This is a genomic window from Pseudomonas sp. AB39(2026) (genome assembly GCF_059831485.1).
Map to the genome: position 1 here is coordinate 351,492 of NZ_CP195212.1, position 22,601 is coordinate 374,092.

General features: G+C 56.5%; 18 protein-coding genes. 12 read left to right on the forward strand and 6 right to left on the reverse strand.

Annotated elements, in window-relative coordinates; all coding sequences use genetic code 11:
- Positions 1 to 246: 246 nt before the first annotated feature.
- Complete coding sequence (locus tag ACSAMW_RS01510; RefSeq protein ID WP_500592342.1) at positions 247 to 4,428, forward strand: PAS domain-containing hybrid sensor histidine kinase/response regulator; 4,182 nt, start codon at positions 247 to 249, stop codon at positions 4,426 to 4,428.
- Between the two features lie 132 nt (positions 4,429 to 4,560).
- Positions 4,561 to 4,800: a DUF6021 family protein gene (locus ACSAMW_RS01515; RefSeq protein WP_500593935.1), complete on the forward strand. Its 240-nt coding sequence runs from the start codon at positions 4,561 to 4,563 to the stop codon at positions 4,798 to 4,800.
- 53 nt (positions 4,801 to 4,853) lie between these two features.
- Here ACSAMW_RS01515 and ACSAMW_RS01520 read toward each other — a convergent pair whose 3' ends face one another.
- A complete protein-coding gene (locus ACSAMW_RS01520; protein ID WP_500592343.1) occupies positions 4,854 to 6,797 on the reverse strand; it encodes a DNA topoisomerase III in 1,944 nt (647 codons plus the stop codon).
- Positions 6,798 to 7,321: 524 nt separating this feature from the next.
- Here ACSAMW_RS01520 and ACSAMW_RS01525 point away from each other — a divergent pair.
- The 7 genes from ACSAMW_RS01525 to tssI all read left to right on the forward strand — a co-directional run bounded on the left by ACSAMW_RS01525 (position 7,322) and on the right by tssI (position 14,088).
- Positions 7,322 to 8,350 (forward strand): hypothetical protein, encoded by a 1,029-nt coding sequence (locus tag ACSAMW_RS01525; protein ID WP_500592344.1) that lies wholly within the window; start codon positions 7,322 to 7,324, stop codon positions 8,348 to 8,350.
- On the forward strand, positions 8,340 to 9,074 hold the full coding sequence (locus ACSAMW_RS01530; protein ID WP_500592345.1) for a hypothetical protein: 735 nt from the start codon (positions 8,340 to 8,342) through the stop codon (positions 9,072 to 9,074). Before ACSAMW_RS01525 ends, ACSAMW_RS01530 begins: the two co-directional genes overlap by 11 nt.
- A 119-nt stretch (positions 9,075 to 9,193) precedes the next feature.
- Positions 9,194 to 10,219: a hypothetical protein gene (locus tag ACSAMW_RS01535; protein ID WP_500592346.1), complete on the forward strand. Its 1,026-nt coding sequence runs from the start codon at positions 9,194 to 9,196 to the stop codon at positions 10,217 to 10,219.
- A gap of 2 nt (positions 10,220 to 10,221) precedes the next feature.
- A complete protein-coding gene (locus ACSAMW_RS01540) occupies positions 10,222 to 10,938 on the forward strand; it encodes a hypothetical protein (protein WP_500592347.1) in 717 nt (238 codons plus the stop codon).
- Positions 10,939 to 11,151: 213 nt separating this feature from the next.
- Complete coding sequence (locus ACSAMW_RS01545; protein ID WP_500592348.1) at positions 11,152 to 11,433, forward strand: hypothetical protein; 282 nt, start codon at positions 11,152 to 11,154, stop codon at positions 11,431 to 11,433.
- A 39-nt stretch (positions 11,434 to 11,472) separates the two neighbouring features.
- Positions 11,473 to 12,192: a hypothetical protein gene (locus tag ACSAMW_RS01550; RefSeq protein ID WP_500592349.1), complete on the forward strand. Its 720-nt coding sequence runs from the start codon at positions 11,473 to 11,475 to the stop codon at positions 12,190 to 12,192.
- A gap of 60 nt (positions 12,193 to 12,252) precedes the next feature.
- The gene (tssI, locus tag ACSAMW_RS01555; RefSeq protein ID WP_500592350.1) at positions 12,253 to 14,088 is read left to right on the forward strand and encodes a type VI secretion system tip protein TssI/VgrG; all 1,836 of its coding nucleotides are present in this window, start codon (positions 12,253 to 12,255) and stop codon (positions 14,086 to 14,088) included.
- A 66-nt stretch (positions 14,089 to 14,154) separates the two neighbouring features.
- Here the strand turns inward: tssI and ACSAMW_RS01560 are convergent, their stop codons facing one another.
- Positions 14,155 to 16,494, reverse strand: a complete 2,340-nt coding sequence (locus ACSAMW_RS01560; RefSeq protein WP_500592351.1) for an FdhF/YdeP family oxidoreductase — start codon at positions 16,492 to 16,494, stop codon at positions 14,155 to 14,157.
- Positions 16,495 to 16,594: 100 nt separating this feature from the next.
- Positions 16,595 to 17,632, reverse strand: a complete 1,038-nt coding sequence (locus ACSAMW_RS01565; protein WP_500592352.1) for an NADP(H)-dependent aldo-keto reductase — start codon at positions 17,630 to 17,632, stop codon at positions 16,595 to 16,597.
- A 215-nt stretch (positions 17,633 to 17,847) separates the two neighbouring features.
- On the opposite strand from ACSAMW_RS01565, the gene ACSAMW_RS01570 reads away from it, so the two are divergent.
- A complete protein-coding gene (locus tag ACSAMW_RS01570) occupies positions 17,848 to 18,099 on the forward strand; it encodes a hypothetical protein (protein ID WP_168080883.1) in 252 nt (83 codons plus the stop codon).
- A gap of 52 nt (positions 18,100 to 18,151) precedes the next feature.
- Here the strand turns inward: ACSAMW_RS01570 and ACSAMW_RS01575 are convergent, their stop codons facing one another.
- Positions 18,152 to 19,279, reverse strand: coding sequence for a mechanosensitive ion channel family protein (locus ACSAMW_RS01575; protein WP_500592353.1), 1,128 nt, complete (start codon positions 19,277 to 19,279; stop codon positions 18,152 to 18,154).
- Between the two features lie 100 nt (positions 19,280 to 19,379).
- On the reverse strand, positions 19,380 to 19,559 hold the full coding sequence (locus ACSAMW_RS01580) for a hypothetical protein (RefSeq protein WP_500592354.1): 180 nt from the start codon (positions 19,557 to 19,559) through the stop codon (positions 19,380 to 19,382).
- A gap of 237 nt (positions 19,560 to 19,796) precedes the next feature.
- Between ACSAMW_RS01580 and ACSAMW_RS01585 the strand changes: the two genes are divergently transcribed.
- Both ACSAMW_RS01585 and ACSAMW_RS01590 read left to right on the forward strand, forming a co-directional pair.
- Complete coding sequence (locus ACSAMW_RS01585; RefSeq protein WP_500592355.1) at positions 19,797 to 20,252, forward strand: DUF4946 domain-containing protein; 456 nt, start codon at positions 19,797 to 19,799, stop codon at positions 20,250 to 20,252.
- A gap of 23 nt (positions 20,253 to 20,275) precedes the next feature.
- Positions 20,276 to 20,968: a metallophosphoesterase gene (locus tag ACSAMW_RS01590; RefSeq protein ID WP_500592356.1), complete on the forward strand. Its 693-nt coding sequence runs from the start codon at positions 20,276 to 20,278 to the stop codon at positions 20,966 to 20,968.
- A gap of 5 nt (positions 20,969 to 20,973) precedes the next feature.
- On the opposite strand, the gene ACSAMW_RS01595 is transcribed toward ACSAMW_RS01590, so the two are convergent.
- On the reverse strand, positions 20,974 to 22,551 hold the full coding sequence (locus ACSAMW_RS01595) for a GGDEF domain-containing protein (protein ID WP_500592357.1): 1,578 nt from the start codon (positions 22,549 to 22,551) through the stop codon (positions 20,974 to 20,976).
- Positions 22,552 to 22,601 lie beyond the last annotated feature (50 nt).

A 22,601-nucleotide genomic window follows, 5' to 3' on the forward strand; every position in this document is an offset into this window, starting at 1 on the left:
GCCGTGATGGCATGGTGCACGCATGCGAACCTTGGCCTGAAGGTTGGTTCATCACGGCGCAGCAAATAGTGTAATTTTTGGGAACAACTTCACGTGTGCCCGTGCCTAACGGGTGGGCGGTAAGTCCGAGCAATGCATAGGCCGCTTTGTAGGAATACCTTTGATTGACCAGCATTTAGAGTGATCGGAGGTTATCCTGAAGACATTGGGCAGGCAGTTGGTAGTAGCCCAGAGGGAAGAGGCGCGATGACCACACGGACGCGTTCACGTTTTTACCCTACCGCATTGGCCACTCTGGTAGTGGGGTTGTTGCTATCCGGGACAGGTGCCTGGCTGTTAGGCCAGGCTAATCATGCCCGCATTACACAGGCTGTGGACGACGCGGTTCAAGACACTGCCGACTCGATCTTCAGCCGCGTGCAGTTGTATCAATACGGTCTGCGCGGCGCGCGCGGCGCTGTGCTGACCTCGGGTGTGGATGCAATGTCCGTTCGGCTTTTCCATCGGTACAGCGAATCCAGGGACATTAGCGTGGAGTTTCCGGGCGCACGCGGGTTTGGCTTTGTGCGGCGTGTGCCTGCAGGTAACGAGCAGGCCTTTCTAGCGCGCACCCGTGCCGACGGACGGCCAGGTTTTGCCATCAGCACGCTCACGCCCCATGACGATGATCGCTGGATCATCGAATACATCGAGCCGGGCCTCGGAAACATCAGCGCAGTGGGCTTCGACATCGCATCGGAACCTAACCGTCGCCGTGCTGCGCAGGAAGCCGTAGACAACGGTGACGTGCGCCTCACCCAGCCCATTACGCTAATGCAAGAGCAATCCAAACCCCAGCAATCTTTCTTGATGCTCATGCCTGTGTACCAGTCAGCCAAGACACCGGCCACTGTGACCGAACGGCAACGCCAGCTCGTCGGCTTTGCCTATGCGCCCTTGCTGATGACAGACGTGCTGCAGGGGCTGCGCATTGATCCTCGATTGCTGCACGTCAAACTGTCTGACGTGTCTGACACCGACCGTGATCCTATCGTGTTCTTCAGCAACAGCGACAACCCCAATGGAGCCTCTGCTCAACTGCACTCTAGGCGGTTTCAGCGGGACATGTTCGGCAGGTCCTGGTGTTTTGAGTTCAGTGTCACACCAGCGTTTATCAAGCGCCTAGGCATCATACCGCCTGTGTGGATATGGCTGAGCGGCCTGCTGTGCAGCTTGGTTGTGGCTGGCCTGGCGGGTGCCATCGCAGTGAGCCGTGCCCAGCGGCGCGAAATTGCCTATGCGCGCATGGAGTTGGGTGCACTGGTAGAGAATGCTTCAGACGCCATTATTGGCAAGTCGTTGGAGGGCATTATCCGCAGCTGGAACAGGGGCGCTGAGCAATTGTTCGGGTATACGGCAGCAGAAACCATTGGCCGCCCCATTACCCGCCTGATTGTTCCGGCCGACCGCCTGGATGAAGAAAACAACATGCTGGCGCGTATTGGCCAGGGCGAGCCGGTCAGCAACTATGAAACCGTCCGCGTCCATAAAAGCGGGCAGCATCTGCACGTGGCCATTACCACGTCCCCGGTTTACGGGGCCAATGCACAGATCATCGGTGCCTCTGTGACGGCGCGCGACATTACGCTGCAGAGGGCACAGGCTGCCCACATTCAGAACCAGAATCAGGAACTCAAGAATCAAGTGTTCGACAGCCTGGCGACTACCCAGGCCATTCTTGACACCGTGGTAGACCCTGTCGTCAGCATAGACGAGCAAGGTACCGTGCTTTCCTTCAACCCCGCTGGCACCCGAGTATTTGGCTACGAAGCGGAGGAAATCATTGGGCAGCATGTAACGCACCTGATGCCTCAAACCAGTTGGGCCAGCTATAACGATTTCGTGGCCCGGCATCTGGAAAAGGCGTTGCCTTCTTCTCGTAGCCAAGAGGTACAGGGCCTGCGAAAAAATGGCACCGTGTTCCCGGCACGGGTTTCGGTGGGGTTAAAGCACAGTGGCGACGGCCGCGTATTTGTGTTTGTTGTCACTGACATCACCAGTGAGATCAAGCAGCGTAATGAGCTGCTGGCGGCACGCGACCACTTGCTGTTGGCAGCCGATGCGGCGGAACTGGGGATCTGGACGTTTAACTTGCACGACCGTTCGCTTATCTGGAACGACCGCATGTTCGAAATGTACGGCTTGGTTCCCACGCGCAGCGACCTTACTCTGCAGTACGAAGACTGGTTGCGCTGTGTCTACCCAGATGACATCCCCCGTTGCGAACATGGCGTTGATGCCCTGATTGAGCGGGGAGAGCCGTATAACCTGGTGTTCCGCGTACGTCGGCCGGACGGCCAACTTCGGTACATACAAGCCAGTGGTCGCGCCGAGCGGGACGCGGATGGCAGACCGCTGCGTGTCACGGGCATCAACCGTGACATCACCCTGCAACAGGAGATCGAAGCGCACCTGCGCCAGGCCAAGGCCAGCGCAGACGAAGCCAGTGCAGCTAAATCGGCCTTTCTGGCCAACATGAGCCATGAAATACGCACGCCGCTTAATGCGGTACTGGGCATGCTTCAACTGGTGCAGCGTACTGTGCTTGATGCCCAGCAGCAGGATTACATTGTGAAAGCGCGACAGGCCGCCAAGTCGTTGCTGGAGCTGCTCAATGACATCCTTGATTACTCAAAGATCGAAGCCGGCAAGCTGAAGCTGGACAGCCATACCTTCGAACTGGATGAACTGCTGAGCGAGCTTGCGGTAATCATTGCCGGAAACCAAGGCGCCCGGGACGTGGAAACGGTTTTCGACATCGACCCCGCGGTCCCGTCCCGGTTGTCTGGAGACGCGCTTCGGCTCAAGCAAGTGCTGGTGAACCTGGTAGGCAATGCGTTGAAGTTCACCTTGGACGGTGAGGTGGTGATACGCCTGGAAACAGTCAGGCATGAGGACGACCAGGTGACGCTCCGGTTCATGGTCAGCGACAGCGGGATCGGTATCAGCGAGGAACAGCGGCACCGCATCTTCGAAGGTTTCAGCCAGGCTGAGGCATCCACCTCACGCCGCTTTGGCGGAACCGGGCTGGGCCTGGTGATCAGTAACCGGTTAGTGTCCCTGATGGGCGGTGAGCTCAAGCTGGACAGTAAGGTAGGTGCCGGCAGCCGGTTCTGGTTTGATATCCCCTTGCAGGTTCAGGACCGGGGCGAAGTCCCACTGCCGTTGCCTGGTCACCGGTTGCCACTGCGCCTGCTGGTGGTTGACGACAACCCCATCAGCGCTGACGTACTGTCCCGCACCGTACGGTCACTGGGCTGGACGGCTCAACCGGTGATGTCCGGGCCTGAAGCCCTTGAGCATGTACGCCGGGTCGCCGGCACGGCCGCTGCCTACGATCTGGTGTTGATGGACTGGCGAATGCCCGAAGTCGATGGCGTGGCCACAGCGCTCATGATTCAGGAGGCACTGGCTGTTGAGCAAAGGCCCTCCATCGTGATGGTGACGGCCTATGCCGATCGGCTATCACAGGTGTCGGCCGGTGAACACAAAGGCTTGTTCGCGTGTAGCTTGAGCAAGCCCGTCACCCCGCGACAATTGCGTGATTGTGTGTTGGGTGTTGTGGAAGGTCGGCCCATGTTGCCCGCACTGCCGCCTGCAGATGAGCACCCCAAACGGCTGGCTGGCCTGCACGTGCTGGTGGTAGAGGACAACGCGGTCAACCGGCAGGTAGCCAAGGGCTTACTGCAGCTGGAAGGCGCAGAGGTAACGCTTGCGGGCAACGGTCATGAAGCCCTTGCGGCCCTTGCCGGCGCAAACGTGGCTTACCATGTGGTGCTGATGGATGTTCAGATGCCGGAGATGGATGGGCTTGAGGCCACTCGCCGAATCCGGCAGCTCACGCGTTTTGCACAGTTACCTATCATTGCCATGACTGCCAACGCCTCTACTGAGGACCGTCATGCCTGCCTGGCGGCGGGCATGGACGATCACATCAGCAAGCCTGTGGACCTGGCAGGGCTGGTGAAATGTGTGAGCGAATGGGTTGGCCGTGCGCGACCTCTTACCCTGCCGGCACGTATACCTGAGGTTGAAGGCAGTTTGCTCGAGGCCTGGCCGACGGTGAGCAGCCGCTTTGGGGGGGACCTGGAGCTGTTGCGCAACGTATTGGATATTTTTGCCACGGATACCCGCGACCTTCTCGACCGTCTCCAGAGTTTGGCACAGGCCGGCGACCGTGCCGCCGCCCGCTCTATCTTCCATGCCATCAAGGGCAGTGCCGCCAACATCGGTGCCAAAGCGCTCTCTGCACGGGCTGGCAAGCTTGAAGCAGGGCTGGAGCGAGGCGAGCCCGAAGCCTTGGAAGGCGTAGCCAAAGGCACGCTGGCACAAGAGCTTCGGGTGCTGCTGGAGGACAGCGAGGCACAAATGCGTGCGCGCCTTGGGTGAACCATTCGTCCTCGCCAGGGCACCATTACCGTGGCGAGGCTTCCAACCCAAGCATCTTATTGACAGGAGACGACCATGGCTATCCAAGGCAATGACCCCCAACGCCACGTGACAGATCAGGCGCCCGAACGCATTGAACCCGACCTTACCCCCGCCCCAGGTACGCCGAGTACCTATGCCAGCGCAAGCGGAAATCACGCCGACGCAAGCGGAGACAAAGGTGACCTGGGTTTTGACCCTGACTCACCAGACCTGGCCGACCCTCAGGTAGATCCTACGCACCCCGCCAAGCCGCCTGCCGCGCCTGATGTGGGTAAAGACAAACGTGCGGAAGGTGATAGCTACCCACCTTATGACCAAGGCAAGCAGTAGGCCTGAGGCTTTGCAAGGGCGCAGCCCTGAGAGGTGGCCATACTGGCCACGCCTCACTTTGCTGAAGCTGCGCGTTTGCGCCCTTTGCCAGGCGCAGCCTTCGCCCCTGTAGCCTTCCGGGCGGCTCCGCCCTTGCGTTTCTTCCCCCAGGCCGGCTTTTGCGCTGGGCCAGTGATCACTACATTCAGCCCCCGACAACGTTCTACCAACTTGCCCATCCATGCGGATTGCCTGGCCAGGAAATCTTCGAGAGACATTTCACCACTTTGGACCATATCCAGCGCCTGCTCCCATACCGCAGTGGTGCCGGGGTCGGTGATGGACCGCGGAACGGCATCGACCAGGCCACAACCTGCTGGGCTGGCGGCCAGCGCTTTACCTGTTTTAAGCAGGTAGCCGCGATCCAGCAGCCCTTGAATGATGCCGGCCCGCGTAGCCTCAGTACCAATGCCTGTGGTGTCCTTCAGCTTCTGCTTGAGCTTTGGGTCCTCAACCAGCTTGGCCACGTTTTTCATAGCGCTGATCAGGTCCCCCTCCGTAAACGGTTTAGGTGGTTGTGTCCAGTTGTGCTTGAGCTGAACCTCACGTACAGGGCACATGTCGCCCGAGGCCAGCGGGGGGAGAGGCTGGGGTGGCTCTCGCCCAGGCTGTGGTGCAAGTGCTTCAGGCAGGGCGCGCTTCCAGCCAGGTTCCACCACACATTTGCCAACCGCCAGTAGTACCTCGCCTGCGCAGTCGAACGACGCTCGCGTACGGTCATAACTGTGATCTGGCAGAAACTGGGCCAGGTAGCGCGCACGAATCAGCGTGTACACGGCTTTGTATTTAGGCGGCAGCCGGTCCAGTGCTGGGGCAGCGGCCGTGGGGATGATGCCGTGGTGAGCCGAGACCTTGGCGTCATTCCAAGCACGGGAACGGCGGGTAGGGTCCAGGTAGGGGGATACCGACGCGAGGCCGGCATCCGCTCGGCTCAGCCCTGCCAGAATGCCGGTGGCCTCCCCATGCTGGCTTACCGGCAAGTAGCCGCAATCGCTGCGCGGGTAGGTGATGGCCTTGTAGGTCTCGTACAAGGCCTGGGCGATGTCCAACGTTTCCTGAGCGCCCAGGCTCAACTTGCGTGAGCACACCTGCTGCAGCGTGCCCAGGTCGAAGGGGAGTGGAGCGCCCTCCTTGATGCGCTCGGTGCGTACATCCGTGACGCTGGCATGGCTGGCCTGGCTCATCTTTGCCACAGCGGCGTCGGCAATGGGCTGCTGCAAGCAGCGCCGTTCCTCGTCACACACCGCCTTCGGTGCCTGCCACTGGGCCGTGAATACCTGGCCTGCAGCGCAAAGCCGAACATCGATACCCCACCAAGGCACCGGTACGAAGGCTGCGATACTGCGATCCCGGTCCACAACGAGCCGTAGGGTAGGGGTTTGTACACGGCCCACGGGCAGCACACCCTGATAACCGGAACGGCGACCCAGCAAGGTAAACAGCCGGCTGAGGTTCATGCCGATGAGCCAGTCTGCACGAGAACGGCCTAGGGCACAGTGGTACAGGCTGAAGGTGGACGCACCTGGCCGGATGTCCGCTAACGCCTTGCGGATGGAAGCGTCGTCCAAGGCAGACAACCATAGCCGTTGTACGGGCCCATGGTAGCGGCAATGGTCCAACAGCTCGCGGGCAATCATTTCGCCTTCACGGTCTGCGTCCGTGGCAATCACGACTTCCGTGGCTTGGCCAAGCAGACGTTTCACGGCCTTGAACTGGCTGGCCGTTTTGGGTTTGACCTGCATGCGCCACTGTTCTGGCACGATTGGCAGATGATCCAGGCTCCACTGTTTGTAACGCGGGTCGTAGGCATCTGGCGGTGCCGTTTCAAGCAGGTGGCCGATACACCAACTAACCGTTACCCCGTTGCCTGTAAGGCAACCGTCTCCTTTACCACGGGCACCTAGCACATTGGCGATGTCCCTCGCTTGGGACGGTTTTTCACACAGGAACAGCCGCATACCTTTACCTCTCGCCAGACGCCAGCAAGGATGGCGCTGCGGGCCAAAGGATGCAAGCGGAATATGTGTATATTTGTACAGTGGTGCGGCGCCTGATGGCTTTTGCCTGCAAATGGCAGCCAAGGCGAACCATTGGAGCAATCCAGCACTGCCCTCGGCAAAAATTGATCTGGATCAATACACTGTTGACTTGGGATTCAGTGAACTTGTAACTAGTAATGTCATGTTATCTGTAAATCCCGTGGCTCTAGATCAAGGGGAACGGCTATTCAGCACTTAAGTAAGCCTTGAATTTGTAGGAAAGTGTCCGTTCGCCTTGTGCTATTACGAACTAATCAGAATGTTTAGAGGGTTGACCTTTGCTGTTTCTAAGGTATCGTTTCCGTCGCTCAAGGTTAAGGGTTAACGCTCTATTGGTTTTGGGAGCACTTACATTTGATCATCTTAGGCAAGGAGCCAGTATTTGATGAAACATGTTTATGGGGTTGGAGACTGCCAAGCTCAGGGGCGTGTTGGAGGCCTTTGTGGATAACTACCCGCGCTGCACGGTCGCCAATCCCAGAGGCCTGCCCAGGCAAGAGGGGCTCTTGGGCGAGGGTGAACTTCCTTGGCCAGACGTCATTGCCAACCAGCGCTTTGGGAAGTTCCTCCCACCAAGCCTTTATGCCACCAGTGACTATAATGCCGCTGTGTTTCTGGCTTACCAGCTTGCTTCCGCTGAGGGGCTCTCGACGATGGAGGCGGAAGAGTCGATAACACTGCTACAGCAGTTGCTGCGAAGGCTGGCCGTGGCCTCTGAGGTCACAGTAGAACAACTCAAACACGTTCAAGAACTGGCAGTCGGCATCCCCGAGATAGGGCCGCTGCTGTTCTCGCCCGGTAACTTGGCAGGTACGTTCGTCAATGCCGCCAACCTTGCAGCGGCAACGGCCAAGAACCAGCGGCTGTTCGATCTGCTGGATCTGCCGCCGGAGCAGAAGGGTCAGCTCAAGCGTTGGATAGACAACCGCGGCAAGGCCGGCGCCCGTTCGGCCAAGAAAATCAGCAAAGGCAATATAAAGCTGGTTTGGTTGGGTGGCTCACTGCACTTCCAGATCCCCGCTACCGCGCAAGCTATGGAATACACCTCTCGCTACATGGCGGGGGGTAAAGTGAATGTGCCGGTTTATGGTGCCGGGCGGGCGCTGTCAAAACGGGCTTGGGTAGCCGCAGACGGAGCCAGGGGGTTGTTGAAGTATTCTACAAACAATGTGGCAGGTATGGTGCTGGCGGTGGGGCCGCAGGCGTATTTGGATTACAAAAGCTCTACGACGATGAGGGAGTTTTATAAGAAGTCGGCTTATAGTCAGCCGACGAATGTGACGGCAGCTGCGATGGGTATGGCGTGGGGAGAGACTGTATTAAAGATCGTATCTTTGCACCCTCTAGGTCGAGGTGTGGCTTTAGGTATAATAATTGCGATCAGCTGGATAGGGTCTTTAGCAACTCAGCATGTACTTGTTGCTACAAAGGCAGACAAAGCAATTGGAGATTTGTTAACAGATGAGGGGTAGTGAGGGGGCTGTCGACATACGTGATACGGCACGGGCAGAATTCGTTCTTCTTTTATTTTTATGCGTTTTTTTGCCGTGGGGTTTGATCGGTTATTTAGAGATTGTTGTAAGCATGGTGTTGGTTTTGTCAGCTTGGACTATATATAAGATTTACTGGTGCGAACGTTATGTTGTGTATGCCTTTAGCCTGGTTGCAAGTTTTGCAGTATCCATGGCCTACATGTCTTTTACCTCAGCTAGGATATATGTAGATGAGATAGGGATTGAAGGTGCAGAGCGCCTAGCTTTGGTGGTAGGTTCGCCTTGTTTTGTTTTAGCTGTCTTCGCTATTGCGTATTTTTCGCCTTCCAAAAACTTTCAATACGTAATTCAAGGTGATCGTGTAAAAATCGGAGAGTGGAAAGGGAATGCGCGTCTGGAGATAATGTTATGTTGGGCCATGATTATAGCAGTAATTGCCCTGACTGTTTTGGCAGTGATACTTCTAAGGGGCTCATTGGAGTTGATTCTATGCTTGGTGTTGGCGCCACTTTTGACTGTTGTTGTGCTGGTTATAGGAAGGAATAAAGTACGAGGTGTAAGAGTTTTGCTATCTTTGGAGAAGGCCTCTTTAATAAAATTCACTTTCATGGATATAGAGGAGATTCGTCGGGTTCGTAGCCGATGGTTGCTAGTGCGTTTTGTTAAATGGCTGGGTTCTTATAAGGGGGCGAGGGCAAAGTGATTATTGTCGCTATGCTTGGGAGGTTGAATAGATTGATCGTAATTAGATATGTGTGGAGTTTTCTTTTATAAAGATTTTGTTGCGCACTCACTATGTCAATGTGATGATCAGGTATTTTTATGAATAACTACCCTCGCTGTACGGTCGCCAATCCCAAAGGCCTCTTTCCGCAAGAAGGGCTGTTAGGCCCCGGTGAGGAGTTTCCTACGCCATACGTCATTGCCAACCAGCGCTTTGTGCAATTCCTCCCACCAAGCCTTTATGCCACCAGTGACTATAACGCTGCTGTGTTTCTAGCTCACCAGCTTACTTCCGCTGAGGGGCTGTCGACGACGGAGGTGGAGGAGTCAATAACACTACTACAGCAGTTGCTGCGAAGGCTGGCCGTGGCCTCTGAGGTGACAGTAGAGCAACTCAAACACGTTCAAGAACTGGCAGTCGGCATCCCCGAGATAGGGCCGCTGCTGTTCTCGCCCGGTAACTTGGCAGGTACGTTCGTCAACGCCGCCAACCTCACAGCAGCGATGGCCCAGAACCAGCGGCTGTTCGATCTGCTGGACCTGTCGCCGGAGCAGAAGGGTCAACTCAAGCGTTGGATAGACAACCGCGGCAAGGCCGGCGCCCGTTCGGCCAAGAAAATCAGCAAGGGCAATATAAAGCTGGTTTGGTTAGGTGGATCACTGCACTTCCAGATCCCCGCCACAGCGCAGGCTATGGACTACACCTCTCGCTACATGGCGGGGGGTAAAGTGAATGTGCCGGTTTATGGTGCCGGGCGGGCGCTGTCAAAACGGGCCTGGGTAGCCGCAGACGGGGCCAGGGGGTTGTTGAAGTATTCTACAAACAATGTGGCAGGTATGGTGCTGGCGGTGGGGCCGCAGGCGTATTTGGATTACAAAAGTTCTACTACTATGAGTGAGTTTTATAAGAAGTCGGCTTATAGTCAGCCGACGAATGTGACGGCAGCGGTGGCAGGGATTGCCACTGGTTCTTTAGTGATAGTTGGAGCAACATTTTTTGGCTTAGCGGCGCCTTTGTATTTAGTTATAAGTATTAGCTGGGCAGCGAGTATAGGGGTGCAGGCTTTTATAGGATCACGTAAGATTGATAAAGCAATTGGCAACTATATTGTTGACTGGTGGTAGGTATGCCAGACTCAAGTTTTCTAAAAAAAAATTGTTGGTCTATGTTTTGGGGCGTTTCCATCGTCGCATGCTCTGCGCCTTGGGGAGATATTTATTACTGGTTTATATTGGGGGTTGGAATTATTTTTTACCTCATATGGATGCTATACCTTTTAAATTTCAATGAGGGTTACATTCGCCATGCGGTCACGGTTATTTTTAGTCTGGCTTTTGTCCCCATTTATCTTGCTATGATAATGCTTCATACGGTTTTTGGGGCTGTTCCAAATCTGTCTAAATATTTAAATTTTATTTTGGTCATATTACCATTACTGATATTGCTAATGGTTATTTTTTGGTTGTGCTTGAGAAGCAGCAAGACTATGCCTTTTGTTATCGAAAATAAAAGAGTTAGGTTGGTAAATGTTGCCGGCTCTCCTAATAGCTTGTCTATAATCGTGTCGTCGTTGGCATTATTCTTGACAATGGCTATTGTTGGAGTTTTGCCTTCCTACATTGCTTGGGTGGTGTTAGGGATACTCTGTACTGCCTGCGGATGCTACCTGCTCTACCTGCTTCGGGACATGATTTCAGGACTGAGAGTACTTGCAAGAAAGGAGCGTGAAGAAAATATCAAGTACACCTTCGAGAAAATAGAGGAGGTCCGTCAGGCACGTAGTCATTGGTGGTTGCCGCGTTTAGTAAAATGGCTAGCATCTTTTAGAGTCCACTCAGGATGAGACCGATTTCAGGCCTCTATAAAGACTTAGCGCAGGATGGATTATTCTTCGATGGCCTATAATGTAAGGTACTTCCAAACCTACCCTACCGCCCAGCGATGGACTATACCTCTCGCTACATGGCGGGGGGGGGAAGTAAATCTACCGGTGTATGGTACCGAGCGGGCGCTGTCAAAACGAGCCTGGGTAGCCGCAGACGGAGCTAGGGGGCTGTTGAAGTATCCCACAAATAATGTGGCAGGTATGGTGCTGGCGGTAGGGCCGCAGACGTATTTGAATTACAAAAGCTCTACTACCATGAGCGAGTTTTATAGAAAAGAGATTTATAATCGGCCGGCGAATGTGACTTCAGCCAATGAAGGTGTTGTTGGAGGAAAACTAGCAACTATAGTTTGCGGCGCCGCTGGTTTAGGAATGATAGGGCTGGTGTTGGTAATTGGTGAAAGTTTCATAAAAGGTTCGGGTGCGCTTTATCTCATTGATCCCATGGGATGAGATAAAAGCTTGGGTAATTATAATTATAGGTGATATGCGATGCCTGATGCTGGTGAGTTACGCAGCGTAATACGTGTTTTTCTCTTATCTTATGCGATGATCAGCTTGGCGGGAGGGATGATGTCTGGCTATGGATGGGTTTTTTTTGGTGTGTTTTTATGTTTATTTTTCTGGGCTAAATATCTAATTTATTTCAATGAAAGCTTTTTAAAATATGTCTACACGGTGCTCTTTAGTGCAATAACTTATTTTGCTCTGTATTGCGCTATGGCAATGTATTTTTCATATTTGGAATGGTTTGGTAAAGAAACTCCTGGTGCCCTGTTTATAAGCGCCTCTACAATAATTCTATTTGTGATTCTGTTGGTCTTGGCTCATCTGTCGAAGGTTAATACGGACATTTTTGAGTTCAAAGATAATAGGGTAAAAATAATAAATAGTACGGCGAGCAAAAGCCCGATGGGTGTTGTTGTGTTGATTGGTGGCGCGAGTACCCTGATCGCTAAAACCGTTTCTGGGATGATAGGCCCAAAATTTACAATTACATTATGTGGGGGTTTTTTTCTTATATTCGTCATCCACCTGATAACCCGTCTTAGAAACGTAATGGCAAACCTCAGAATGCTCCGTTTAAAAGAGCGGGCAACTGGAGTTGCCTATGTTTTTATGGAAATTGATGATATCCGCCAAGCTCGCACCCGCTGGTGGACACCCCGCTTTCTGAAATGGCTTGCCTCGCTTCGCCATGCATTTACGTGACGACTCAACTGACCCATCCGGCACGGGGTGTCGGCCTATCCCTATGACAAGGAGTTGCGCATGCTTGACCGTTTAGCCTCACTCTTCACCGCCCAGGAAAACCGCCTGTTCCAATTGCATACCACCGTGAAGTCTGAGCATGAACTCGTGTTGTCTTCATTTACCGGCGCTGAGGGGCTGTCCGAGGATTTCGGTTTCAGGCTGGATCTGGTATCTGAAGACCGTAACATCAAGCTGAAGTCGGCTCTAGGTCAGCCGGCCACGGTGGAAATTCGGCTGGAAGACGGTGGTAGCCGGTTTATCAATGGGGTGATCTCAGGCTTCAGCAAGCTGCGCAGCGATGACGGCACGTGCCATTACTCGGCAGTACTGGGCTCTTGGTTGAGCTTGCTGGAACAGCGGTACGACGCGCGTATTTTCCACGAGAAAACCGTAGCGGAGGTGGTGAGTGACGTGTTTTCCCGTTATTCAACCTTGGCTAACTATGAGTTTCAGCTGGCCAAACCGTTGAAGGTGCGCAGTTACGTTACCCAGTATCGTGAAAGCGATTACCACTTTGTATTGCGCCTGCTGGAAGACGAAGGGCTGTACTTCTACTTTGTTCATACGGCCGACAGCCACAGAATGATCATAGGCGACGATACCACCCTTTTTTCCGCCCTCCCGGAACATCCCGTCATCGCCTATCAACCTGATATCGGTATGGCAGAAGTAGGGTCGATCTTTGAATGGACGGCGGCACGTTCGCTTCATTCGGGGGCCCTGGCAACGCAAACCTTCGATTACCGGCAGCCCCGGAATCGCCTGCCTGTTCATATGAAAACGTTGAACCAGCAAGGGGATGCGCCTACGTTCGAACTGTATGACTACATGGGCCACTACACCCATCAGAATTACGAAGAAGGGGAGGCGCTGTTGCGCCGGCGGATCGAGCTGCTGGAGCTGGGCGGCAAAGCGTTCAAAGGGGGTAGCGATTGCCGGGCGCTACGTGTAGGCCACACCTTTGAACTCCAGGGCCATTATGAACACGACAAGGGCCTGGCCGATGACCGCATATTCCTGCCCATGGCTGTCCACCATTCAGGCATGAACAACTACCTTTCCCACCAGAGCGCTCAGTACAGCAATACATTTGAGTGTGTGCGGGCGAAAGTGCCTTTTCGCCCTGCATTGAACAGGCTCAGGCCTACCATCATGGGGCCTCAAACGGCGGTAGTGGTCGGCCCCAAGGGCGAAGAGATTTATACCGATGCCATGGGCCGTATCAAGGTCCAGTTCCACTGGGACCGGTATGGCCAGTTCAATGATCAAAGCTCCTGTTGGGTTCGAGTCGTTCAGCCCGCTGCCAGCGCAGGGTTTGGCAGCATTCGCATTCCGCGTGTGGGTGATGAGGTGGTGGTTGAGTTCCTTGAGGGAAACCCTGATCGCCCCCTGGTCACGGGCAGTTTGTATAACGCCAGCAACTCGCCGCCCTGGGAGCTGCCGGCCAACAAGACCCAAAGCGGCATGATGACTCGGTCTATCAAAGGCCAAGCGTCACAGGCCAATTTCTTGCGATTCGAAGACAAGCTCGGCGCAGAGCAACTGTGCATTCATGCCGAGCGTGAAATGTTGACAGAGGTAGAGGCCGATGACCTTCAGCGGGTAGGAGGAACTCGCTGCGTTTCGGTACAGGGCGACCATGTGGAAACCGTCCGCAAAAGCGTTAACGTCACCGTAGAGGAAGGCGGTTATAGGGTTGAGACGCAGGCGGGTGCTATCCACTTCACCGCGGCTACACAGATCACCCTCGAAGTTGGAAAAAGTATGCTCAGGCTTAAACAGGACGGGACCATCGAGGTGCAGGGCGTTACGGTCAATATCGAGGGGGCAGGGGTGGTCAACCTCAACGCCTAGGCTTGTGCACGTCACTGAAGGCCCCAGCGCCAGCCACGGACTGGCGCGGATACCTAACCGTGAGCCCTAGGCGCGCTTCAAGTCAATCGGCACGGCCCCGGCCTCCACAGGCACTTTCATCAAGGTCACTGGAATCGCCTTGGACGCAGGGACCTTGCTTTTCTCAGCGTGGTGCCACAGCGGTACCAACGGATTGCACTCCGGGTAATAACCACCGCAGCAGCCTTCCGGAATATCATAGGGCAGCACTTGCAGGGGGCCCACCACCCGTGACACTGCTGTTTCCACGGCTGTGGTGACTTTGACCCAGTCGCCCGCCACGAAGCCCAGGCGCGCGATGTCGTTGGTGTTCATGAACAGCACTTTACGGGTGCCATTCACACCGCGGAAACGGTCGTCGTAGCCATAAATAGTGGTATTGAACTGGTCATTGCTGCGCATGGTCATCAGCTGCAGCACGTCACGGCGGCCTGTACCGGCATTGACGTCATCGTCGGCATCCAGGGTAGGCATGAGGGTGAACTGTGCTTTGCCACTCTCGGTGTTCCATTCCCGCTTGGTAGCCGCCAGGGGGCGATGAAAACCACCAGGTTCGGCCATGCGCACTTCCAGGTTATGGAAGATGTCGGGATAGACCGCCGCGATAGCTTCCCGCACTTTGCGGTAGTCCTGGCGCCAGGCGTTCCAGTCGAGCTTGGGGTTTGCCTCCAGTGTGGCCTCGGCGATGCCTGCCACGATGGCCGGTTCAGACAGCAGATGCTCGCTGGCGGGTTCACTGTGGCCATGCCAGCCATGGATACAGCCTGTGCTGTCTTCGATGGCCCATTGCTGCTCCACACCGTTCTGGCGATCGATCTCGATGCGCCCCAGGCACGGCAACAGCCACATGTTTGTACCGGGCAACAGGTGGCTGCGATTGAGCTTGGTGGCGATCTGCACATTGAGGTCGAGTTGCTGCCAAGCAGGTTCCAAACGAGAGGTATCAGGTACAGCACGGATGAAGTTGCCGCCCAGCCCAATAAAGCCTTTAACGCGACCGTCCAGCAGCCCTTCGCACGCCTCTACCGTACAGAAGCCTTTCTCTTCCGGCACGGTGACGCCCAGCACCTGCTGGATGAGTTCGCCAGGCACTTTTTTAGGGTCTTCGGTAATACCCACCGTACGTTGGCCTTGCACATTGGAATGCCCGCGTACAGGGCAAATACCGGCACCAGGCTTGCCTATGTTGCCGCGAAGCAACAGCAGGTTGACCAGCATCTGCACGTTGGCCACGCCATGGCGGTGCTGGGTCAGGCCCATGCCGTACACGCCCATGACGCGCTCACTTTGCGCATACACCCGGGCGGCGGCTTCCAGTGCACTGCGGCCCAGCCCGGAGCGGCGCTCCAGCTCAGCCCAAGAGTAGCCCTCGATTTGTTGCACCAAGGCGTCAAACCCTGTGGTGTGTTCAGCGATAAAGGCATGGTCCAGCACACTGGGTTTATGGGCAGCTACGGCTTCAGCTTCCAGCGCGAGCAATGCCTTGATCATACCGGCCATGGCGGCCAGGTCTCCGCCAAGCGCCACCTGGTGGTACTGGGTACTGATTGGGGTAGAGTCAGGGCCTAGCATTTCCAGGGGGTTCTGAGGGTTGACGAACCGCTCCAGTCCCCGTTCACGCAGCGGGTTGAAGGTGATGATCTGGGCATCGCGCTTACGGGCCTCCTGCAAAGGATGAAGCATGCGCGGGCTATTGCTTCCTACGTTCTGGCCAAAGAACAGGAAGCAATCGGTGTGCTTGAAGTCATTGAGGGTCACGGTGCCAACAGGTACGCCGATGCTTTCCTGCAACCCCACTGAGGTACTTTCATGGCACATGTTGCTGCTGTCAGGCAGGTGGTTATTGCCGTATGACCGGGCCATCAACTGGTACATGAACGAGGTTTCTAGCGAGGCCCGGCCCGAGGCGTAGAACACCACGCTCTCACGCGGCAATGCCTTGAGGGTTTGACCGATGGCGGCGAAGGCTTCGGCCCAGGAAACGGGCTTGTAGGTATCCGTAGCGGCATCGTAGCGCATGGGGCGGGTCAGCCGGCCGCGCTGCTCCAAGTCGTAGTCTGGCCAGGTTCGGAGTTCGGCTAAGGTATGTTTGCTGAAGAAGTCTTCATCAGCGCGCAGCGAGGTCAGCTCCCATGCCGTGGCTTTGGCGCCGTTTTCGCAGAACTCTAGCAAGTGGGGATTATCTGGCTTGGCCCAGGCGCAGCTGACACACGAGAAGCCATCAGGTTTGTTTTGCTTGAACAACGCCAAAGCGGCTTTGGCAGGAATTCGCTCACGAAACAGGATGTTAGCTACAGAGTGGGCCGACCCCCAACCGCCTGCCGAATGGGTATAGGGTTTGAAGCGGGCGTGGGGGGGCAGGTGCATGGGATAAGCCTTCGTCGTATTGATGTTCTGTTACGACGCGGCTATATGGCGAATGGTTCTGTCGGCTAGCCCGGCGCCGCATGCGACACCGGGCATGGGATCACGGCGCTGGGTTGGGATATTGCTTGTGGATGGCCTCAAGGCCTGCACGTACATCGTCGCTCAGCGTCACGTCAATGCTGCCCAAGTTGCTGCGCAATTGTTCAAGGGTGGTAGCCCCGATGATATTGCTGGTCACAAAGGGCTGTTCGGTCACGAACTGCAACGCCATTTGCGCAGGGTCCAACCCATGCTCGCGGGCCAGCGCCACATAGGCAGCTGCAGCGGCCTCCGCCTGTGGGTTGTTGTAACGCTGAAAACGCTCGAACAACGTAAGGCGACCTGTGGAAGGGCGAGCGCCTTGCAGGTATTTACCCGACAGCACACCAAACGCCAACGGTGAATACGCCAGCAGGCCGATGGACTCGCGCAGGGCGATCTCTGCCAGGCCGACCTCGAAGCTGCGATTGAGCAGGTTGTAGGGGTTCTGGATAGACACTGCACGCGGCCAGCCACGGGTTTGCGCCAGGTGCAGGAAACGCTGGGTGCCCCACGGAGTTTCGTTGGACAGGCCGATATGGCGCACTTTGCCGGCTTTCACCACCTCATCCAGCACCTCAAGGGTTTCCTCGATAGGGGTAAACACATCGTCGGCATCGTGCTGGTAGCCCAAGACGCCGAAGAAGTTGGTTTTGCGGTCTGGCCAATGCAGTTGGTAGAGGTCCAGGTAGTCTGTATTCAAGCGTTTAAGCGAGGCATCCAAGGCCGCTATAATGTTTTTGCGGTCCAGGCGCGGGTTGCCATCGCGAATATGGTCCATGCGGCCCGGGCCGGCAACCTTGCTGGCCAGTACCCAATCCGCTCGGTCTCCATGCTCGCGGAAATAGTTGCCGATAATCTGTTCGGTTTTGGTATACGTCTCGCCGCGAGGTGGTACGGGATACATCTCGGCGGTGTCCATCAAGGTTACCCCAGCGTCTTTGGCCAGGCGGATCTGCTCGAAGGCTTCCTGCTGGGTGTTCTGTTCGCCCCAGGTCATGGTACCCAGCGCAATGGCGCTGACTTTGAGTTCGGTGTTGCCCAATACGCGATAATGCATGGAGTCTCCCGTGTGCGAAGGGCGCCTAGGCCCGGCAAATAAAGGGGGGTGAGGCGGATTGCCGCATGACGTTCGTCGTAATGCCAAGCAGGCTAACTATTTGGTTACTTCACATTCAGTTATCATACAACTGTTGACAGCCGGCAGACTTATGGGGTTCGCCAGGCCTGCCACTTACCTTATTTCCGTCTTTAAGCGAGGTTCGAACGATCATCATGGGTCGCCAAGTATTGCTCTACTTGACTCACTTCTTCAAACGCATCCAGGACCTGTTCACGTCCTCAGCCACTGCGGATGACGCCGAATCAGGCACGTCACCGCTGGCTATTCTGACCATCGTGGTGCTGTGCTTGTATATTGCTGGCGGCCTTGGCATGTATGTCAAAACCCAGTACTGGGACCACCTGACCGATGCACAGAAAACCGTCGTGCTTCAGTCCATGGCGGCAACCGAACAAACGCTGTAATCGATCTCTACGCCTCAGTGTCCGCGCAGCGGGCCCCTCATAAGAACAACATTCATACCGGTGGTTGACGCTCGATTTCCTCAGTCTTGATGGGCTGATGAGCATCGGGGCGGATCGTCTTCGTCTGTATTTCAGCGCGCAGCTGGGGCAGGCATTGAGGAAATTCGTGGTTGATGAAGGTAATCAGGCGTTCGCGCACGTGGCACCGCGCATCCCAGTTGCGGGATGAGTCCTGGGAGCTGATCAAGATGCGCAACTGCATGGATTTCTCGCTGGTGTCGGTTACTTGTAGCACGCAGACGCGGCCATCCCACAGGTGGGGGATCTCATCGCAGATCAGCTTCACCTGGGTACGCAATGCTTCCAGTGGAATGGAATAATCCACCCACAGGAAAACCGACCCGATCAGGCTTGAGGCGCTGCGGGTCCAGTTCTGGAACGGTTTCTCGATGAAGTAAGTCAGCGGCACGACAAGCCGGCGCTCGTCCCAGATTTTCACCACCACATAGCTGCCGGTGATTTCTTCAATGCGGCCCCATTCGCCTTCCACGATCACCACGTCATCCAGGCGAATAGGTTGGGAAATGGCGATCTGTAGCCCAGCGATCAAGTTGCCAAGCACAGGTTTTGCCGCAAAACCTGCCGCCAGCCCGGCCAGCCCAGCGGAGGCTAGCAAGCTAGTGCCGACTTGGCGGACAGCCGGAAAGCTCATCAGGATCAAGCCTGTGCCAAACAGAATGACGACCACGTTAAGGCAACGTACCAGTACACGCACCTGGGTTTGGATGCGTCGCGCTGTAAGGTTGTCCTCGATATCCAGCGGGTTGCGGATGGAGATAGTGTCGGCGACTGCAGCCACACAGCGCACCCCAAGCCAAGTGAAGGCCATTACGACCAACAGCCCATTCACATGGCGGACGGTATTAATGAGTAGCAGGTCATCCGGTGCAGAGGTCCACACAGACTGCAAGGCCAGCAGGGGTAGCAGCCAAAGAGAAGGGCGGCGGGATTTGGAAATCAGCTGCCTGGCCAGCAACATGCGGCGGGACACACGGCGCAGCAGGCCTAACCCCAGCCAGCGAATCAACAGCACAAACAACACAGCGGCCAGTGCGGCGATCAGGGTGCTTAGCCAGGGCAAGGGGATGCGGTCCAGCCAGGACTCAGGGATCAGCTCCATTGGTAGGCCTCGGGTAAGTACAGAAGATACCGACCCAACCGCAGCGCTGGCAGTTCCCCGAAGTGTCTGTTCAGGGGAATTGGCCGCTGCAAACGTGAGCTTACTCTGGTTGCTCGTCCTCATCGATCAGAGGCACGCGCGCGTCATCCAGCTCGGAGCCGGGGTCCTCATTGAACGGATCATTCAGGCCTTTGCCGCCATTGGCGGGCTTGGCCGGGTCATTTACGAAGGGTACACCGCTGGGGCCTTGCTCTTCAGTGCCTTGGGTTTGGGGAATCATGTTCGCTGCCTCTTTTGTCAGGGGTACAGTAGGGAGGTAGCCGTCCGGATAAAGGTTCCCTACGCGCCTTCTGATTCGGCGGGGTGCTTCATTGATGCCCAAGGGTGCTGTACGAAACGTCCAGTGGCTGCGAGACTGTGGGCTTTTTGCGGGCAGGTCGCTTTCATGCAGAAGCGCTTCGCTATACACCTGAGTGCTCTCCTTGCCGTGGCAGGAACGGCGATAGCCGGGGAGGCAGTGATTGACTGGCCTCCGGGTTGGCAGGTAGAGCCCATTCCGGTCGAGGCAGGCAGTGAAGTCAGTCGACAACGTGCAGTGAAACCCGATGCAAATGGCGACCCTGCCATGGTGGTGGAACTGAGCCAAAGCCCAGTCGAACCCGGGCACGTGGTCAATGTGGCGGGCGTGGTGTTGGAAATGCGCACTGCTGTACAAAAGAACTTTTCCCAAGGCGGCTATCAAAGCGCATGCACACGGGTGAAAGCTAGCACCCTTAACGATGTACCTGCTGCAGAAACCACCTGCACCATCACGCTCAACGGCGGCCCGGTTATCACGCAAACCCTGGTAGCCGCAGCAGGCCCGGCCAAGGCTTGGGCGTTGTCCTATGCAGGCACGCCGGCGGGTTACCAGGCTAACGTAGGGGCGGTGCTGGAAATCCGCAGTTCGCTGGTGCTCAATGCAGAACACTGACCGAGCCGGCACAGGAGCACGCCATGGCGCGATTCAAACACTACGGGCCTAACACCCAAGGCCGTGATTATGCGGTAGGCGACATTCACGGGCATTTCAGCCGGCTGGAGGCTACGCTGGAGCGCGCACGCTTCGATCCAAACCGTGATCGGTTATTCAGTGTAGGCGACTTGGTCGACCGGGGGCCAGAGAGCCCAAGGGCGCTGGAATGGCTGAACCAGCCTTGGTTCCATGCCGTGCAGGGTAACCACGAAGTGCTCACTCGCCAGTACGTGGACCAAGACCCGCAGTTGGACCCTCGTGACTACCTCGGCAGTGGTGGCGCCTGGTTCATGGAAAGCCCACCGTCGCAGCAGCGCGAGTACGCCGAGCGGTTCGCCCAGTTGCCTGTCGCCTTGGAAATCGAGACCGCCCAGGGGCTGGTGGGGCTGGTGCATGCTCACTGCCCATTTCCGAGCTGGACCACGCTGCGTGAGTACCTGTCGGGGGCCTTGCCCTATGTGATCGAGCTTGAGGAAACCTTCCAGTGGTCGCGGGCGCGCCTCAAGGCGCGTGATGAAAGCGAAGTGCGCGACGTACGCGCCGTGGTAGTGGGCCATACCCCCTTGCGGCGCCCTCGACGGCTGGGGAACGTATGGCACATCGATACTGCTGGCTGGAGCGAAGGGTACTTCAGTCTGTTGGAGTTGGGGCAATTACGGGTGGTGCAGGCGTAGAGTGGTCAGGGGGCAGGCGCCGTAGGGTACACCTGGTTCCGGCCCTGTGCCTTGGCGCGGTACAGCGCGGCGTCGGCGCTTTCGACCAAGGCCTGCGGGCGGGCTGGAAGCTCTGTATCCTGCCATACGTAGGCGCCTGCACTGATAGACACCTGGCCGTAGGGGCTACCACTGTGGGGGATGTTCAAGCCTCTTACGGCTTCCACCATGCGCTCGGCCACGCGCATTGTGCCCGGCAGGTCGCATTGGGGCAGCAATACCAGCAACTCCTCGCCGCCATACCGGACTACCAGATCACCCGCCCTGCCAACGCAAGCAAGTAGCGCCAAGCCAACTTCACGTATGCAAGTATCTCCAGCAGGGTGACCATAGAGGTCGTTAAACGCCTTGAAGTGATCGATGTCCAGCATGATCAACCCCAGGGGGCTGCCATCCCGTCGTGCCCTGCCAATTTCCCGGGGCAGGGCATCCTCCAGTTGCCGCCGGTTAGCCAGGCCCGTAAGGCTGTCCTGCATGGCCATCAGTTCCAAGGCTGCATGGGCGTCTCGCAATTCAGCCTCGGTTAACGCCGTCTGCCGTATCTGACGAATCAACATCACCCCAAACACGCCTGTGGCCGAGAGCAACAACAGAATCACTAATGCGGTGTGCAGCAGGTTACTGCGCCAGTTGGCGAGCAGAAAGGACTTGGATTCAGCCGCCAGTACCACCAAGGGGTATTGGCTGACCTGACGGTAAGCGTAGAGCCGCTCCACGCGATCAACGATGGAGGTGAGCATGCGAGTACCCTCGTGGGTAACCGGCAATAGCTGGGAGAACACTACACCTTGGGCGAGGCTGGAGCCGATGACGGTTTCATCGTAGGGGCGACGCAACAGCACAGTGCCATCGGCCATCGCCAGGCTGATCACGCCGTTGGGGTCCAACGCATAGCTTTCGTAGAAGCGCCTGAAGTAATCCACCTTGAGGGTCGCCAGTGCAACACCCGCAAACCGGCCCTCGGCATCATTGATACGCCGTGACAGGGTGACGACAAGCTCACCGGTGGAGCGGCTACGGATCACCGGCCCTATGTGAGCGGAGAGGTCGGCGTGGGTGCGATGGTAAACGAAGTAGTCCCGGTCAGCGTTGTTGGCACCTTCTGGGTAGTCATCGTTAGAGGTAACCAGCCAGTGGCCGTCAGCGGCATAGATGAACAAGCCGTGGAGCTGAGTGAGCGAACCGGTCAAGCGTTTCATCAGGCGATGCAGGCGCTGACGATGCACATCGTCGCTCACCCCATCGGCCTGCGTCCGCTCCACCAGGCCAATCAGTACGGTATCGGCTTCTTCGAACGTGTGCCCGGCATGCTCGGCCATAGAGCGCGCCATGTTGGAAGCATTGGCCGCGGCTGCGTTGAGGGTCTGGTTGCGCAAGGTCCAGCTCTGCCAGACATCGAAGCCTACCAACGACAGCACGATGATCACGATCAGTAGCAACGCCACTATGACCGGGCTTCGTCGTGCAAGAGGAAGGGGGGAGTGGCTGTAGTGCATGCGGGCTCGCTGTGCTCTGGCAATTCTTAGGGCCAAGGCACGAATCATGACTGCCATGCCTGCAGGGTGCAACCGTCGGTAACCGTTGCTCAGGCCAA

Excerpts from the sequence above, each read along its gene's own strand:
- ACSAMW_RS01595 (WP_500592357.1), bottom strand. The coding sequence starts at position 22,551 with ATGATTCGTGCCTTGGCCCTAAGAATTGCCAGAGCACAGCGAGCCCGC.
- ACSAMW_RS01590 (WP_500592356.1), top strand. The coding sequence starts at position 20,276 with ATGGCGCGATTCAAACACTACGGGCCTAACACCCAAGGCCGTGATTAT.
- ACSAMW_RS01550 (WP_500592349.1), top strand. The coding sequence starts at position 11,473 with ATGCCTGATGCTGGTGAGTTACGCAGCGTAATACGTGTTTTTCTCTTA.
- ACSAMW_RS01520 (WP_500592343.1), bottom strand. The coding sequence starts at position 6,797 with ATGCGGCTGTTCCTGTGTGAAAAACCGTCCCAAGCGAGGGACATCGCC.
- ACSAMW_RS01530 (WP_500592345.1), top strand. The coding sequence starts at position 8,340 with ATGAGGGGTAGTGAGGGGGCTGTCGACATACGTGATACGGCACGGGCA.
- ACSAMW_RS01580 (WP_500592354.1), bottom strand. The coding sequence starts at position 19,559 with ATGATTCCCCAAACCCAAGGCACTGAAGAGCAAGGCCCCAGCGGTGTA.
- ACSAMW_RS01510 (WP_500592342.1), top strand. The coding sequence starts at position 247 with ATGACCACACGGACGCGTTCACGTTTTTACCCTACCGCATTGGCCACT.
- ACSAMW_RS01535 (WP_500592346.1), top strand. The coding sequence starts at position 9,194 with ATGAATAACTACCCTCGCTGTACGGTCGCCAATCCCAAAGGCCTCTTT.
- ACSAMW_RS01540 (WP_500592347.1), top strand. The coding sequence starts at position 10,222 with ATGCCAGACTCAAGTTTTCTAAAAAAAAATTGTTGGTCTATGTTTTGG.
- tssI (WP_500592350.1), top strand. The coding sequence starts at position 12,253 with ATGCTTGACCGTTTAGCCTCACTCTTCACCGCCCAGGAAAACCGCCTG.
- ACSAMW_RS01565 (WP_500592352.1), bottom strand. The coding sequence starts at position 17,632 with ATGCATTATCGCGTATTGGGCAACACCGAACTCAAAGTCAGCGCCATT.
- ACSAMW_RS01570 (WP_168080883.1), top strand. The coding sequence starts at position 17,848 with ATGGGTCGCCAAGTATTGCTCTACTTGACTCACTTCTTCAAACGCATC.
- ACSAMW_RS01575 (WP_500592353.1), bottom strand. The coding sequence starts at position 19,279 with ATGGAGCTGATCCCTGAGTCCTGGCTGGACCGCATCCCCTTGCCCTGG.
- ACSAMW_RS01560 (WP_500592351.1), bottom strand. The coding sequence starts at position 16,494 with ATGCACCTGCCCCCCCACGCCCGCTTCAAACCCTATACCCATTCGGCA.